Annotated in this window: 11 protein-coding genes; 9 read left to right on the top strand and 2 right to left on the bottom strand. The window is 55.7% G+C overall.

Features of this window, described 5'->3' with window-relative positions; translation table 11 throughout:
* The 5 genes from V6D20_24920 to V6D20_24900 all read left to right on the top strand — a co-directional run.
* Nucleotides 1–1,620, top strand: a 1,620-nt coding sequence (locus tag V6D20_24920) for a photosystem II high light acclimation radical SAM protein (GenBank protein HEY9819025.1), incomplete at its 5' end; no start/stop codon positions are given.
* Nucleotides 1,621–1,657: 37 nt separating this feature from the next.
* On the top strand, nt 1,658–3,133 hold the full coding sequence (locus V6D20_24915; protein HEY9819024.1) for a DICT sensory domain-containing protein: 1,476 nt from the start codon (nt 1,658–1,660) through the stop codon (nt 3,131–3,133).
* 22 nt (nt 3,134–3,155) lie between these two features.
* Nucleotides 3,156–3,800, top strand: coding sequence for a pentapeptide repeat-containing protein (locus V6D20_24910; GenBank protein HEY9819023.1), 645 nt, complete (start codon nt 3,156–3,158; stop codon nt 3,798–3,800).
* Between the two features lie 508 nt (nt 3,801–4,308).
* A complete protein-coding gene (locus tag V6D20_24905) occupies nt 4,309–5,967 on the top strand; it encodes a CHAT domain-containing protein (GenBank protein ID HEY9819022.1) in 1,659 nt (552 codons plus the stop codon).
* A 24-nt stretch (nt 5,968–5,991) separates the two neighbouring features.
* The gene (locus V6D20_24900) at nt 5,992–6,246 is read left to right on the top strand and encodes a MoaD/ThiS family protein (GenBank protein HEY9819021.1); all 255 of its coding nucleotides are present in this window, start codon (nt 5,992–5,994) and stop codon (nt 6,244–6,246) included.
* Nucleotides 6,247–6,265: 19 nt separating this feature from the next.
* Here the strand turns inward: V6D20_24900 and V6D20_24895 are convergent, their stop codons facing one another.
* Nucleotides 6,266–6,607, bottom strand: coding sequence for a hypothetical protein (locus tag V6D20_24895; GenBank protein ID HEY9819020.1), 342 nt, complete (start codon nt 6,605–6,607; stop codon nt 6,266–6,268).
* A gap of 512 nt (nt 6,608–7,119) precedes the next feature.
* Here V6D20_24895 and V6D20_24890 point away from each other — a divergent pair.
* Together V6D20_24890 and V6D20_24885 are read left to right on the top strand one after the other, a co-directional pair.
* Nucleotides 7,120–10,500: a valine--tRNA ligase gene (locus tag V6D20_24890; protein HEY9819019.1), complete on the top strand. Its 3,381-nt coding sequence runs from the start codon at nt 7,120–7,122 to the stop codon at nt 10,498–10,500.
* 234 nt (nt 10,501–10,734) lie between these two features.
* Nucleotides 10,735–11,235, top strand: a complete 501-nt coding sequence (locus V6D20_24885; GenBank protein ID HEY9819018.1) for a hypothetical protein — start codon at nt 10,735–10,737, stop codon at nt 11,233–11,235.
* 53 nt (nt 11,236–11,288) lie between these two features.
* Here the strand turns inward: V6D20_24885 and V6D20_24880 are convergent, their stop codons facing one another.
* Nucleotides 11,289–13,328 carry an AarF/ABC1/UbiB kinase family protein gene (locus V6D20_24880; protein HEY9819017.1) on the bottom strand — a complete coding sequence of 680 codons (2,040 nt, stop codon included), beginning with the start codon at nt 13,326–13,328 and terminating at the stop codon, nt 11,289–11,291.
* Nucleotides 13,329–14,075: 747 nt separating this feature from the next.
* Between V6D20_24880 and recN the strand changes: the two genes are divergently transcribed.
* Nucleotides 14,076–15,995 (top strand): DNA repair protein RecN, encoded by a 1,920-nt coding sequence (recN, locus tag V6D20_24875; GenBank protein ID HEY9819016.1) that lies wholly within the window; start codon nt 14,076–14,078, stop codon nt 15,993–15,995.
* Between the two features lie 114 nt (nt 15,996–16,109).
* The gene (locus V6D20_24870) at nt 16,110–16,532 is read left to right on the top strand and encodes a pentapeptide repeat-containing protein (protein HEY9819015.1); all 423 of its coding nucleotides are present in this window, start codon (nt 16,110–16,112) and stop codon (nt 16,530–16,532) included.
* Nucleotides 16,533–16,703: the final 171 nt, after the last annotated feature.

Below are 16,703 nucleotides of genomic sequence, written 5' to 3'. Positions count from 1 at the left end.
GGTATCGTAAAGTTATATGAAAAAACTGAGGATACCCTCATTAAAGCCATGACGCAAGAGCGCATCCTATACGTTCGCCTTCCTTGCAATCCTATTTTTCCCATCGGTGTTGTTTACTTGGCGGATCACGTCCATAAACAATTTCCGGCTATTGAACAACGCATTTTTGATCTAGGAACCGTTCCCCCGCTGGATTTCTCCACAGCCCTTGATGACTGCATCGACGAGTTTCAGCCCTCGCTGCTGGTCTTCTCTTGGCGAGATATCCAAATCTATGCGCCGGTGGGCGGCAGGGGCGGCAACCCTCTCCAACATGCCTTTGAGTTTTATTACGCCAAAAATCCTCTCATTCGCCTGCGCGGGGCCATGGGCGGGCTCAAGGTGACCACGGCCTACTACCAAGAGCTATGGCGCAACACCGGATTGATTCAACGGGGATTGCGGCAGGCCCAGCGTCACAATCCTAAGGCGCGATCGGTGGTGGGCGGCGGTGCCGTGAGTGTCTTCTACGAACAACTGGGCAACAAGCTACCCAAGGGAACGATTATTTCCGTCGGTGAAGGAGAAACGCTCCTAGAAAAATTACTGCGCGGTCAAGACATTTCCGGCGAACGCTGTTACGTGGCGGGCGAAACCCAGCCTCGCGATCGCATGATCCACGAATGGCCCACGCCCATTGAAAAATCTGCCTGCAACTACGACTACATCGGTCACATCTGGCCCGAGTTTGACTATTATTTGCAGGAACAGGATTTCTACGTCGGCGTTCAGACGAAGCGGGGCTGTCCTCACAACTGCTGCTACTGCGTGTATACCGTGGTGGAAGGCAAGCAGGTGCGCATCAATCCCGCCGATGAAGTGGTGGCGGAGATGCGTCAGCTCTATGACCGAGGCATTCGCAACTTTTGGTTTACCGACGCCCAGTTTATCCCAGCCCGTAAGTATATTAACGATGCGATCGAGCTCCTGCAAAAGGTTGTAGACTCCGGCATGACGGATATTCACTGGGCTGCCTATATCCGAGCGGATAATCTCACGCCACAGCTCTGTGATCTGATGGTAAAAACCGGGATGAACTACTTCGAGATCGGCATCACCAGCGGCTCTCAAGAGTTGGTGCGCAAGATGCGCATGGGCTACAATCTGCGCACGGTGCTCGAAAATTGTCGAGACTTGAAGGCTGCCGGATTCAACGATGTGGTCTCGGTTAACTATTCCTTCAATGTCATTGATGAAACCTTTGACACCATCCGGCAAACCATTGCCTACCACCGCGAGCTAGAGCGCATCTTTGGGGCCGACAAGGTTGAACCTGCTATCTTCTTCATTGGGCTGCAGCCCCACACTCACCTAGAAGAGTATGCATTCAAAAATGACATTCTCAAGCCGGGCTATAATCCAATGAGCATGATGCCTTGGACAGCGAAGAAGCTATTGTGGAACCCGGAGCCCTTGGGTTCTTTCTTCGGGGACGTTTGCCTCAAGGCTTGGCAGCGTAATCCTAACGATTTTGGTCGAGAGGTGATGGCGCTCTTAGAGCAACGCTTGGGCTGTGCATCCTTAGAAGAAGCATTGTCAGCACCCATGGCCCAGAAGGCGCGGCAGTTGGTGCAGGCTTAGGCCCAAAGATCTAAGAGAGTAGTATAGTCACACGTTTATGTTAGACGGATCAATTCTCAAGAACCTACAGCTTGCCCATCAGTCTGGCGACTCAGGGCAGCGATCGCTCAATTTTGGCGTGTATTACAAAAACACGCTGGTGGCCCTATGCCATGCCTTAGAAGACGCCATTTTAGAATCCCAGGCCAACCCCTTGGTGATTACCGCCTTCCAGCGAGGGAAATGGTACCTGGAAGAAGCGGAACGCTATGGGGCGATCGCTCAACAGTCTGAATCAGTAGTGATCATGGCGGCGGATGATGCGGGCTTTGCCGACCATCCCACCAGTCAGCGCTCCAATGTTGATATCGTGCCCCTACGAGATGATGACCCGGTGGCCCAGGAGTGGCACCTGATCATCGTCTCGCCAGACTACATGGCCATGGTGCTGTGCCAAGAGCTTTCCGCCGCAGACTATGCTGATTTGGGTCTACCCCAAACGGATCTGGAGCGACGATTCTATGGATTCTGGACCTTTGAGCCCGATTTGGTGCTGGAAACCGCTGAATTAGCGATCGCCCACCTAGGTTCCTACAATCCAACCCTGCAGGCACAGTTGGCCCAGCACTTGGCAACCATCACCCGGGAAGCGGCCCAGCCCCAAGCCCTCTGTCGCCAGCCCACCTCCGAGCGTTTAGGTCAGGTCGTGGCCCGTGTGGTGGACTACCTGCGCACCCATCAAACGACCCTAGAATCGACTACAGGACAGCGGCCCCAGAGCCGTCACCAAAACCTGGATCAAAACCTGACGTCTAACGAACTTCAGGCCTTCCTGCGCGCGGCCCAGTTGATCGACCAAGCCGACCTGAGTAACCCCATGGCAGCAGCGGAAGTGGCTACCCTAGCAGAAGCCATGGGGCACTTGCTAGATCTGCCAACTTGGCAACTGCATCGCCTACGCCTAGCCGGGCTACTCTCCCGCGTGTCCGGCATTGGAGCTAGCCACCTCGACACCTCCCTCCCCGCCGAGCCTGAGGATATCGATGCCACCTCCCTGCCCCTCACCTGTGCCCTCACCCCCGGCACCCAGGTGTTGCGCACCATGCCTAGACTGCGGGCGATCGCCACCATCATTACCCATCAAACGGAATGGTGGAATGGTCAGGGCTATCCGGCCGGGCTATCTGGCGATGAAATTCCCCTAGAGTCTCGTATTTTAGGGTTGGCAACGGCGTTTCAGAAGCATTTGGCTAAGCGACGCAGCGATCGCACCGGCCCAACCGCCACCAGCCTCACCGCCGATCAATGGCTAGATGCCTTTGTCGCCTGTCAAGTTGACCAGAGCGATCGCTGGGATCCTAAGCTGCTCGATACCCTTGAACTGCTGGTCAATGGTCTGCGCCAAGGGCTGGAGTTACCCATTGTGACCCCCAAAATTGCCGCTGGGCTTTGGCTGCTCGATTCCCACTGTGACCAAAGTCCCCTGGTTACCTGGGGGCAAAACCCTGACCGTTCATCCACCCCGTTGCACTAATGCCTGGAGTATTTTGGAGCCTATGGAGCTTGACCTGATTCGTACCGGACAGATCAAACAGTTAGCTGGCACTGACCTTGAAGATGAAGATCTATCTGGTCTAGATCTCAGCCAAGTTAACCTTGCAGGGGCCAATCTCACTGGAGCCGATCTATCCCAGGCTAAATTACTGAATGCTCGATTAGACGGAGCCATTCTAGTCGGATGTCATTGTTATTTGGCCGATCTACGCGGTAGTTTGTTGGGCACCAACCTCATGCAGGCTAACCTCACCGAAGCTGATCTGCGGGGCAGCAATCTGCGGGGAGCCAATTTGATGCAAACCCAACTACGCCAAGCCTGCTTAGCCGGAGCCTTTTTGAGCGGGGCATCGCTTATGGGAGCCCACCTCTCCGGGGCAGACTTACGGGGTGCAGACCTTCGGGGCAGCAATCTCAGCAACAGCAACCTAGAAGGTGCCAATCTGAGCCAAGCCGATCTCCAAGGGGCGGTATTAGCTGGTGCCAACCTCCAAGAGGCCGACCTGCGCGGAGCCAACCTCACAGGTGCTAACCTCGGTGGAGCCAATCTGCTGTGTTGTGACTTATCCGGAGCCGTGCTCGTGGGCATGAATTGGACAGGAGCCTGTGTATTAGGCACGTTGCTGGAAACAACAAGCAACGCCTAGACACCGGTTCTCAGACCATGCCAGCCCATTAGCTAGGACTAAGCTGGCTGAGCCACCAGGAGACATCCATTAGCCCCGGATCTAGGCTGGCTTAGCGAAGTCGTTTGTCCTGAGAACAGGCTATGCCCACGTAAAACGTCTCCCAAAGGAAGAAAGCCAAAACCCAACCCTTACAGGGTCAATTTCCGCCGCAGAGGCTAGGGTGCCGCTCAAAGATTTGTCAGAGAACTCAGCGGAAATCTAGGATGATAGAGGAGGTAGCTATAGATCCAGCAGATTCCTGCTCTCACGTGGACACGCTAGGCTATGGTGACAGAGTCATCATCCTTGAGAGACACCAGGTTGGTCTGTTAGTCTTTTAGCCTAGTATCTAGTCAGTACCATGTGGTTCAAGGCGATCGCTCCCCTACCTCGCGCCTCGGCGTCCCACGTCACAGTTCGTCATCATCAGTATGAACTGAGCTCAGATTGACCCTTAACGATAAAAGCTGCTTGTTCGTCAATGCCCTTGTCTGACACCCCCTGCCTATCTTTAGCGATTACTCGCCTGACTGCTGCGGAGTCTGGTCATTATGCGCTGTGGGTGTTGCAAGCGCCCTACCCAAGCGGTTACGTCCATCACGACTGCCTCTGGCCGTTGACCCTGAGTCAAACCTGGGAAACCTGGCAAAGCCTATTCTCGCTCCGGGGCTTACCCATGGTGCCGCGCATACCGTCCACCTACGTGCCCGAACCGGTGCCGAGCCTAGCTGGCAATGACGCCATTCCATCGTCAGGACAGGCTGGCTACACCAGTCGCCTCATGCAGCATTTGGGTGTGCAGCTATGGCAGTGGCTGTTTGATGGCCCTATTCAAAGCAGCCTCGATCAAAGTCAGGGCATTGCCATCGGTCAAGGTAACTCCCTGCGCCTGCGCCTAGAAATTCGCGATCCCGAACTCATTGCCCTACCCTGGGAGATCATGCAGCCCCAGCCGGGGAAGCAAGCCATTTCCCTCAGCCAGCAAATCTTCTTTAGCCGCACGACGAGCGACGTTGATCCCTTACCGCCCCTGAGAATTGAGCAGGTGCTGAAGGTACTGTTGGTGATTGGTCATGATGGCGAATCAGATCCGTCAGCAGGGGCGCGATCGCACCCTAGTGGACAAGCTCAGCAGCGACTGAAGCTCGAACAAGAGGCAGAGGCCCTAGCCAGTTTACTCACCCGCTCTACCAAAACCTATAGTGGACGCGGGCAAACGGCTCCCGTACCCTGTGAGGTCACCACAGTCCTGCAACCCACCCCCGCAGAGCTGATTGAACAGCTAGAAGCCGATAGCTTTAATGTATTTTTCTATGCAGGGCACGGGATGCCAGCGCCTGATGGAGGGCTCTTGTTCCTCCGGGATGATGCCACCCTGAATGGCACAGAACTCGCCCAAGTGCTGACCCGCTGTCGTGTAAAGCTGGCGGTGTTTAATGCCTGCTGGGGGGCACAGCCAGATCAACAGGGACGCCATGCTATCCCTCGCAGTAGCCTAGCCGAGGTGTTGATTCACCATGGCGTACCGGCAGTGGTGGGTATGCGCGACTCGATCGCCGATCGCGAGTCCTTAAGTTTTATCCAAGTCTTTGCCCAAGCGCTGGCCGAGCGATCGCCCGTGGATGAAGCAGTGGCGATCGCTCGGCAACACCTCCTCACCCTCTACAAATTCAACCAGCCCGCCTGGACCTTACCGGTGCTTTACATGCACCCCGAGTTTGACGGCGAGTTGATCAAGCGGGTTGCGGAATCTGTGACTGAGATTCCCCAGCAGTCCACCACTTGGATTGACAATCAACCCCCCGCCGCCTACCTCAAAGTGTTGAACCAGCCCGATCGTAAGTGGCGCGTCCAGGGAGGCATTATTCGGGTAGGCAGCAGCGAAGACTATGGTAATGATCTGATCTTGGAAGAGCCGGGCGTTTCCCGCAAACATGCCGAGATTTTTTGCCGCAACCTCAATGACGCAAGACCAACGTACTTCCTGCGAGATTTTTCCCGTTTTGGCACCCTCATGCTCACAGACAAGGGCTGGCAAAAAATTCACCGCCATGAAGTACCGCTCATCTCTCAAACCCAACTTAAATTTGGCAGTTCGAAAGGACAAACCGTTGAGTTTGTGATTGACGATGCGGACATGACCTAGCTACCAGACCCCAAAACACCACCCATGTCGTCGATTACCATTACGCTGAAACTCTTTGCTGCCTACCAAGAGGCCTACCAACAGACCGAATTAGTGCTGTCTTTGGCATCAGGAACCACGGTTGCCCAAGTGCGCGATCGCTTAATTGCCGAGCAGCCTAGCCTAGCCCAGTGGCGAGACCTGACCCGGTTTGGGGTCAACCTACAGTTTGTGGATGCCGATACGGTCTTAGCGGACGGCGACGAAGTGGTGCTGATTCCGCCGGTCAGCGGCGGCTGATGACGTCAACCGGCTCAACCTAATCGTTCCGCAGCAGCGACTCAAATTCCGATCGCAACGAGGTAACATCAGCCACCCGGGCCACAACCAGACTTTGGGCTCCCGCATCATCTAGGCGCGATCGCCAGTGGCGCACCTGTTCTGCATTGTTCACCCAAAACTGAATCACCGTATCCACCACAGCATCCATCGGCCAACCTCGATGGCGCGGCACCGGCTCTAGGGAATCTAAAAAAGCATCCAGGGTACATTGGTAAGCTCCCACATAGGCAGCTCCGTCCTGCTTAGCCTGCTGCTCCTGTTGGTGATTAAAAAACGCAACAATGGGGGAAATACCCAGTAGTTCAAATGTATAGTCCATTTTATTCTCCTGTTGATGTAGCTGCAGGGTTGAAAAAAGTTGGATTACGCTGGATTAAAACGAACAGGCGGCGATCATCGATAGGCTCCGCTACTCGTCCAAAGAACGGTAGCTGCATGAGCGGACGTCCCTCAGGCAGTCCCAAGAATCCCAAGGATCGCGATGACCAACTACGCGGGCTGCCCAGATAGATAGACCTCAACGGTGTTCACCACTCTAGGAGAAACATCCTAGATAGTTTGAATCAGGTTTAACAGTTGTGAGGAATTGTAGGGTAATCCACACTTGATGTTCAACGAGTATTCCCCATTCATACCAAAATCTGTCATCTCAGCCCAGGGCAATGGGAATGGTTGAGGAGCGATCGCCCCCTGCCTTGAGACTAATCCAGCGAGAAATCCTGATATTCATCCTGCCAACCTGAACCACATGTAGAATGGCATGGCAAAATCTTAGGTAACTGTTCGCACCGAAAAGTACCGAATTGTTGGCACTCTAACCGTCTTCCCTCCATGACTGCAACGACTCCAGCCCTAACGTCTGAACTCCCCAAGCAATACGATCCCTCTGCCACAGAATCCAAGTGGCAGGCATCCTGGGAAGCGAACCAGGTTTTCGTTGCCAACCCAGATCACGAGGGGGATCCCTACTGCGTGGTGATTCCACCCCCCAATGTCACCGGCAGTCTCCACATGGGCCATGCCTTCGAGCACAGCTTGATCGATACCTTCGTGCGCTATCACCGCATGATCGGGCGCAATACTCTCTGGCTACCGGGCACGGATCATGCCAGCATCGCCGTGCAAACCATCCTAGAACGCCAACTGCGCGAGGAAGGCACCAGTCGAGCAGCCTTGGGTCGGGAAGCCTTCCTCCAGCGTGCTTGGCAATGGAAAGAGGAATCGGGCGGCACCATCGTCGGGCAACTACGACGCCTAGGAGTGTCGGTGGATTGGTCGCGGGAACGCTTCACCATGGATGAAGGGTTGTCCAAAGCGGTGACCGAAGCCTTCATGCGGCTCTATAAAGAGGGCTTGATCTATCGCGGTAAATATTTGGTGAACTGGTGTCCAGCGAGCCAGTCCGCCGTGTCTGACCTAGAAGTAGAAAACAAAGACATCGACGGACATCTCTGGCATTTCCGCTATCCGCTCACCGATGGCTCCGGCTTTGTGGAAGTTGCCACCACCCGTCCAGAAACCATGCTGGGCGATACGGCTGTGGCGGTGAATCCCAACGACGATCGCTACCGGCATTTGGTAGGACGGACGCTCACCCTACCGATTATGGGGCGGCAAATTCCCATCATTGCCGATGATTACGTGGATGCGGCCTTTGGGACGGGCTGCGTCAAAGTCACCCCAGCCCACGATCCCAACGATTTTGAAATGGGCAAGCGCCACGACCTGCCCATGATCAACATCATGAACCCCGACGGCACCCTGAATGCTAATGCGGGCGACTTCCAAGGACAGGATCGCTTTGATGCCCGTAAAGCCGTGGTGCAGCGATTGGATGACGAAGGCTTCCTGGTGCGCGTGGAAGACTATCGCCATGCCGTGCCCTACAGCGATCGCGGCAAGGTTCCCGTAGAGCCGTTGCTGTCCACCCAGTGGTTTGTCAGCATTCGTCCCATGGCTGACGCTGCTCTGCAATTTTTGGATCAGCAACAGTCGCCGGTGTTCGTACCCGATCGCTGGACGAAGGTCTACCGCGACTGGCTGGTGAACCTGCGAGATTGGTGTATTTCTCGGCAGCTTTGGTGGGGGCATCAAATTCCCGCTTGGTATGCGGTGAGCGAAACGAACGGCCAGATTACGGATGAAACGCCCTTTGTGGTGGTGCGCACTGAGGAAGAAGCCTGGCAGCAGGCTCGGGAGCTGTTTGGCCCCCATGTGCAGCTTCAGCAGGATCCGGATGTGCTGGATACCTGGTTCTCCTCGGGACTGTGGCCCTTTTCCACCATGGGCTGGCCCGAAGAAACCCGAGATCTGGAACGCTACTACCCTACGACCACCCTGGTCACGGGGTTTGACATCATCTTCTTCTGGGTCGCCCGTATGACCATGATGTCCGGGCATTTCATGGGCACAATGCCCTTTGAAACCGTGTACATTCATGGTCTTGTGCGGGATGAAAACAACAAAAAGATGTCGAAGTCGTCCAATAACGGCATCGACCCGCTGGTGCTGATCGACAAATACGGCACCGATGCCCTGCGCTATACCCTAATTCGGGAAGTGGCCGGAGCTGGGCAGGACGTGCGCCTAGAATACGATCGCAAAACCGATGAATCGGCGTCGGTAGAAGCCTCACGCAACTTCACCAATAAGCTGTGGAACGCGGCGCGGTTTGTGATGATGAACCTAGAGGGGCAAACCCCGTCCAGCCTAGGACAGCCGCAGTTGTCTGAGGTGGAGTTGAGCGATCGCTGGATTATGTCCCGGTTCCATCAAGTGGTGCGCCAAACCCGCCATGATATTGACCACTACGGGTTAGGCGAAGCCGCCAAGGCGCTCTACGAATTCATCTGGGGCGACTTTTGCGATTGGTATATTGAACTCGCCAAAGCGCGCCTGCAGTCGGATGCGCCCTCCCGCCGGGTTGCCCAGCAAACCCTAGCCTATGTGCTCGACGGCATTCTCAAGCTGCTGCATCCTTTCATGCCGCACATTACCGAGGAGATCTGGCATACCCTCACCCAGGCAGGCGATCGCGAATTTCTAGCGGTGCAGCCCTACCCAGAGGCCGACGATCAATGGATCAACGCTACCCTAGAACAGCAGTTTGACTTGGTGATTGGCACCATCCGCACCGTGCGCAACCTGCGGGCAGAGGCCGGCATTAAACCCGGCACCAAAATTACCGCCCTGCTGCTCAGCGAAAATGCCGACGAACGCCATATCCTCTCTGAGGGAGAAACCTACATTCAAGACCTGGCACGGATCGAGCGCTTGGTAATTGGCGAACCTGGGGACGAACACCAGTTAGAAAACAGCTCCCCCGAGGTGACGCTTGACGTTACCCCTGAGGAGATGCCTGAGGTCACCGTGGAGGAGACAGCGATTCCAGAGGCGATCGCCCCCCAGGACACTCCCCCAGCCGCCAGTTCAGAGACCTCAGAGACCGCTGACTTAGCGGTGGCCGATCAACCCGCTGGTCAAGCTACTGGTCAACCCGATACTCCATCTGACGACCAACCAGCCAGCGAGTTTGAGCTCAATCAACTGCAAAAGCCAGCGATCGCCCTCGGGTTTCTCCTGCTGCTAGTTGTGATGGCCCGCCTGTTCTTGGCAATCATGGACGCCCTCGACGGTCTAATTTTCGTCTCACCGCTCTTGAAGCTCATAGGTTTGGGCTATAGCATCTGGTTTGTGAACCACTATCTGCTCCAGGCCGATCGCCGCCAAGAGCTGATACGGGCTTGGTCGCGTTTGGTCAGCCAGATTGGTCTCAAACTACGGGAAACGGCAGAAACGGGCACCATGCCCACGGCAGAGCCAGAGCCTACGGTTGCGGCTACCCCCGTGGAGCCGGTGGAGCCGGTGGTAGAGCCAGTAGAGTCTGTGGTGGAGCCGGTGGAGCCCGCGCCAGCCGAGGAGGTTGAGCCAACTGCACCCACTCCTGACGGTCTCCAACTCTTCGCTGGCGTCGTGGGCACCGTGCAGGTTTTGATTCCGCTGGCAGGCGTGGTAGATGTGGAGGCGCTCAAAGCCAAAATTGAGAAAGACCTCAGCAAAGTGGTGGCAGAGGTCACCTCTCTGTCCCAACGGCTCAGCAATGCTAACTTTGTAGACAAGGCTCCGGCAGCGGTGGTACAGGGGGCTCGCGACTCCCTGGCAGAAGCCGAGAAACAGGCAGAAATCCTCCGCGATCGCGTCCGTCGTCTTTGAGCGATCGCCCTCTGAAGCGACAGCGGGATACTGAGCCTTAAGGTTCCCGCTGTCCCCTTTAGATTAGCCAGAACTGGGATACATCCTGTCGAGCAGGATGAATAGCCGTAAGATGAACATCAAGATCTGAACATCAAGATCTGTAGTAAAGCTGCCCACAGCACATGCCCATAGGCCGAATCATAGGAAGATATCCTGTCCTTCGGTAGCCGATTAGTCGTTGTTAAAACCAAAATGCGACACCTAGCCCAGGTTCAACAAGACGAGACCACCGAGCACGCCATGTTGCGCCTGTTGGCAGTGCAAAAAACTGAGTATACCTGGGTGGTTTTGCCCAATCCCACGGACATGGTTCTGGATAAGACGCCTGCCGACCTAGGCTATGCCCCTCAAAGCTTGGTCATGGTCGATTTATCAGACACCCAGGACATTCAGCATATGGAAGATGCCTTGCCTTGGGTGCTGCAAATGGTAGACGAGTATCTCACCAAGGGGCTCAGCCCCATCAGCTTGCAGGAAGAGGCTGAGCGGGCTGAGCAGTGGCGACAATCGCTAACCTTACGGGATCAAGAACTGGGTCGCCGCACCCTAGAGCTAGAAGCTCGGCGAGACCAGATTCAAGAACTAGAGAAAAATCTCCAGGAAAATAAAGAAAAACTAGAGGGTAGCAGTTCTCAGATCAAAGCTACCCCAAAGGATTTGACAGCCTCCGACGAGTCGGCCTCTTCCAGCTAGAGGGTCTGGTTCTACAGCCCGTTTCACTAGCAGATACCGACGTCAGAGACAAGTTAACGACGGGCAGCAGGCAGCGATCGCTGTTTGGCATAGGGCTGGGGCGATCGCAGCGGCGTAGACTCCTCAGACTCCTGCATCAGTTCGCGAATGAGACGGGCCAGCGATCGCTGGGTGAGTTCCGTGGCAATCTGCTGACCCATGTGATGCAGTTCTGGTCTGACGACCAGCTTGGCTGCCATCGACGCCAGCGTCATGGGATCAAAGCCTGGGGTCTCCTTGAGCAGGTTGAGGATGCGACCTAAGGGCTCTAGGTTGCTTTGGGCTGGCGCACCATCCGCAGCATCTGCACCCAAGGGTAGACCTGTGCGCACCTGCAGCCAATGGGTGGCTCGGTGTACAGCATTGCGTCCAGCCGCATCTAGGGCGTTGACAATTTCAGCCGAGATGCGATCGCGAATGAAGGTGCCGCGATCGGAGAACAGGAACGTCACTGTTTGATCTAAAACCTGGTTGAGATCATAGTCTTGGCTATCCTGGGCATTGCGCAGCAGATTTTCTAAGCGATTCCAGCGAAAATCACCGTCTTTGAACAGTAGATCCTGCAGCGACGATCGCAACTCAGGGGATTGATCCGTGAGCAGCCGTCTAGCCACGTAGGGATAGGCCTTGCTGAGCACCTTGAAATTCGGGTCAATATTAATGGCAATCCCCTCTAGGGTCACCAAGGACCGAATGATCAGCGCGTAGTAGGCGGGTACCCGGAAGGGATATTCATACATCAACCCCGAAAGCTGATCGGTGATGCTCTTGAAGTTCATCTCCGCCACACTGGCGCTGAGAGCATCGTTGAAGACATCGGCAAAGGCAGGAATAATCGGCGTTAGATCCGTGTCTTCCGATAGAAATTCCAGCTTAATGTAGTCCTGGGCCAATCCTTCAAAGTCGCGGTTCACCAAATGCACCACCGCCTCAATCAAACCATAGCGCTGGTAGGGTTTCACCTCACTCATCATGCCAAAGTCGAGGTAAGCCAGCTTGCCCTCAGGAGTGGCAAACAGGTTACCCGGATGGGGATCGGCATGGAAAAAGCCATGCTCCAGCAACTGCCGCAACGAACACTGCACCCCCACTTCCACCAAGTAAGCCGCGTCAATTCCCTGGGATTTCAGCTCGGCAATCTGGGTGAGCTTGGTGCCGTTAATCCATTCCATAGTCAGCACCCGCCGCTGGGTGTAGGGCCAGTAGATTTTCGGGACGTAAATATCCTGGATGTGACCATAGAGCGAGGCGAAGCGCTCGGCATTGTGCCCCTCTTGGGTATAGTCCATCTCTTCAAAGATGCGCGCCCCAAACTCATCCATGATGCCAACCAAATCGCTGCGCACCGCTTTCACCATGCGGGTCGTCCAGTCAGCCAGTTGGCGTAGGATATACAAATCCAGCGTGATGCGCTGGGCTAAGCCAGGACGCTGCACCTTGACGGCCACCTGCTCCCCCGTTTTCAACCGCGCCTTGTAAACCTGACCCAAGGACGCCGCCGCCACGGGATGATCGGAAAATTCTGCATAGATCTGCTCAGGGCGATCGCCCAATTCTTCCTCAATGAAGCGAAATGCGATTTCATTGGGAAAGGGCGGCAGTTGATCCTGCAGTTGGGTCAATTCTTCTAGGTACGACGGCGGCACCAAGTCAGGCCGGGTCGATAGCGCTTGTCCTACTTTGATGTAGGCGGGCCCCAACTGGGTGAGCAAAATACGCAGTTGTTTAGCCCGTTGCGCCTGCCCAGCTTTAACCCGTCCAGTCCAACGATCCCACCAAACTCCCAAACCAAAGGACAAAAACGGCAGAATGATGGCGATGATCCGCCGAAACACCATCACAGGACGACCCCGATAATAGTTGGCGATCGCCTCTGGGTTGTAGCGAATGGCTTCATCGAGGGCATCGGATGCAATCACATCCGCTAGCTCCGGAGGCAGCGTTCCTCTCGACGGCCGGGGGTGGCGTGGTGGATCCACAACCGGCTGACTTTCAACCGTCACCGTTTGCAGGGTGGGCTCTGAATGATGGGAGGGAGAGGGAACGGTCTGCATAAGTGAAGATCCAAATTGGGTCAACCGACTGGGTCGTGCTGGAGCGGCAGTTTATGGTTTTGTGGAGGCATTCAGACTGATCACACTGCCCTACCGCCAAAAATCCTTTGATTACCCTTGATCACCATGGCATGGGGTGAATCAAGGCCTACGTAAAGCATTGTAACAACTAACCTTAGATCAGCGGGATGGCCCGCAGGGTAGAGATCCATAGCAGGCAGGCTCACCGTCATCAATGCGGGCAGCGACGCCGCTCAACGGATCCTGATGCGGCCCTTAGTACTAATTTTTGGATTGCCCGTTACATATTGCCCTCACCCTACATCCCTCTCCCAGAGGACGAGGGACTTTGAGGCGTCTTAAGATGATGTAGCGACACTTTTGTGAAGAATTGATATTGCCCGAAAACTTGTTTATAGTACCCGAGTACTAAGGTATGGGGTTAAACTAGACGGTAGTCGTTCAAGCTTGATCGGATCACGCAGCTGATCCCTCAGGGGCGATCGCCCGTTGTCCATCCCCTTCATCATTCCCACAAGAAGACCCCAATCCTCGCGGGTGCCCCATACCAGGGATGACAGGCCAGAGACGATGGAGACGATAGGGGCAGCTAACCGGATGCTCCGGCACTATCCCCGCAGCTCCTCAAGGTCATCTCGTTCCTGAGTGCCCACCGATCTTCCACCTTCCTCCTCAAGCAGGAGGCGATCGCCGTCAACGCCTTACTAGTCTGCTGAACCGGAGCCTATGCTGACCTCTCTTCAAGTAGAAAATTTCGCCCTTGTCGATTCCCTCTCCCTCGACTTTGCCGCTGGGCTGAACGTGTTAACCGGGGAAACCGGGGCTGGGAAATCGATCATCCTCGATGCCCTCGATGCTGCCCTCGGGGGCAAAATGACCAGTCGAGTCATTCGCTCGGGGTCAGAACGGGCGCTGGTGGAAGCCACCTTTGACCTCAACCCCGCCCTAATTCGCTGGCTCGATCAGCAAGAAATCGACTTGCTCGATGAACTATCCCTCGTCTGTAGCCGAGAGCTAACCGCCGGGCGCAGCGGCGTGCGCAGCCGATCGCGGGTGAACGGGGTGGTGATGAATAAGCAGCAGATGCAGTCTCTGCGAGAGCATTTGCTAGAAATCACCGCCCAAGGGCAAACGATCCAGCTCAGCCAGGCCAACCTCCAGCGGGAATGGCTGGATGGCTTTGGGGGCAATGAGCTATTGCGGCAAAAACGGGTGGTGGCAGACCATTATCAGGCCGCCCAAACGGCGCTGAAAGCCTTGGAAAAGCGTCGCCAGTTTGAACAGCAGCGCTTGCAACAGCTCGATCTTTTTGAGTATCAAGCTAAGGAACTGGCCGAGGCCAATCTCAACGATCCCCAAGAATTGGAACAGCTCCAGCAAGAACAGCAGCGTCTAAATCACTGCGTTGAGCTCCAGCAGCAAAGCTATCAGGTCTATCAAGCCCTCTACGATCAAGAAGAAGGCGATGCCTGTTCCGACTTGCTCGGCAAGGCAGAGTCGATCTTGTCTGACATGGTGCAGTACGACGACCAGATCCAGCCTATCCTCGACATGGTCACCAGCGCCCTGGCCCAAGTGGAAGAAGCTGGGCGGCAGATGAATGCCTATGGAGACGTGCTGGAAGCCGATCCCGATCGCCTTCAGGAGGTAGAATGCCGAATTGCAGACCTCAAGCAAATTTGCCGTAAGTATGGCCCAACCCTGCCAGACGCGATCGCCTACAGCGCCCAGGTGCAGGCAGATCTAGAATCCTTGAGCGATGGTGGTCAATCTCTGGATGCCCTAGAGGAAGCCTATCAGCAGCAGCAGGACGCCCTCATCCAAACCTGTCGCGACCTCACCCGCCTCAGGCAAGCGGCGGCTCAGCAGTTGGAAGCAGGGCTACTGGAGGAACTCAAGCCCTTGGCCATGGAGAAGGTGCAGTTTCGCGTTGACCTCACCCCAATCACACCCTCGGTGCATGGCAGCGATCGCATTACCTTCTTGCTCAGCCCTAACCCCGGAGAACCACTCCAGCCCCTAGCAGAGATTGCCTCAGGGGGAGAAATGAGCCGGTTTCTCCTTGCCCTCAAGGTCTGCCTCTCCCAAGTGGATGCGGTGGGCACCATGGTGTTTGATGAAATTGATGCGGGGGTATCGGGACGGGTGGCCCAAGCGATCGCCGACAAGCTCCACCAGCTCAGCCGCCACCGGCAGGTGCTCTGCGTCACCCACCAACCGATTATTGCCGCCCAGGCCGATTTACATCTGCGGGTGAACAAAGAAGTGGTCAATCCGGGAGCTGCCGCTTCACCCAAGCCATCGGGCAAGGGCAAGCCGTCTAACGCCACTCCCAAGGGAGACGATGCGGTGCGTACCGTGGTGCGAGTGGTAGCCTTGGACGAACAGCAGCGCCTCGAAGAATTGGCCCAGCTCGCTGGCGGTAAAACCGATCACCATGCCATCACCTTTGCTGGCTCGTTGCGATCCCAGGTGAATACTGAGGACACTGGCGCTGAGCCTTCACCATCGTTACCACCGGACACTGAGGCATCTACTTCAACCGAGGCTCCGCCCAAAGCAGCCAGCGGTCGGAAGAAAGCTAGTGCCAAATCCACCAACAAGACAGCCAAGGCAGCTTCGAAGTCCTCCCCCCCTGCTTCCTAACCCCCAACGTTAAACGTTACATGACTAGGGCAGAACCTCGTCTACGGGGTGCTAAGGTCAACCGGGTTAGGGCTAGGCTAGGATTGGGGCAAGCCAATTTGCAGGAGACCAATCATGCGTCAGCCTATCCTCAAGCCCTTAGTGGGAGCGATCGCCTTAGGAAGTGCTCTGTTAGCGATCGCCACTCCAGCGATCGCCCAGAATGCCGACCACATTGATCAACTCCGCAGAACTGGACGCTGCTCGTCCTGTGATCTATCTGGAGCAGACCTCAGCGGTCTCGATTTATCCCATGCCTACCTGGTGGGTGCATTCCTGATTGGAGCCGATTTATCGAATGCCAATCTGCGTAGCGCCAACCTAGAGCGCGCTATTCTCAATGGTGCTAACCTCAGCGGTGCCGACTTCACCTTCGCAGATCTAACTGACGCCAGCCTCAACGGCGCTCGCATCGAGATCCCCGCTATCTTCACCGGAGCGACCCTCGATCGCATGGTGATGCCCAGTGGTCAGGTACGCGGCAGTTCATCTCCCTAAACCCACACCGGCAACCCTAGGAAGAAGCCGTTTGCACCGATGGGCTAGCCGCAGCATCCACCGACGCCACCTCGATGGGAGAAACGACGAGATCGAACCAAAAGGTCGTCCCCACACCCACTTCGCTGACAAGATGCATGAGGGTGTGATGTTTTTCCATAATATTGCGGA

The organism is Candidatus Obscuribacterales bacterium (assembly GCA_036703605.1).
Taxonomy (GTDB): domain Bacteria; phylum Cyanobacteriota; class Cyanobacteriia; order RECH01; family RECH01; genus RECH01.
The sequence above is the reverse complement of the archived record's forward strand: the minus strand, read 5'-3'. Positions and strand labels throughout refer to the sequence as shown.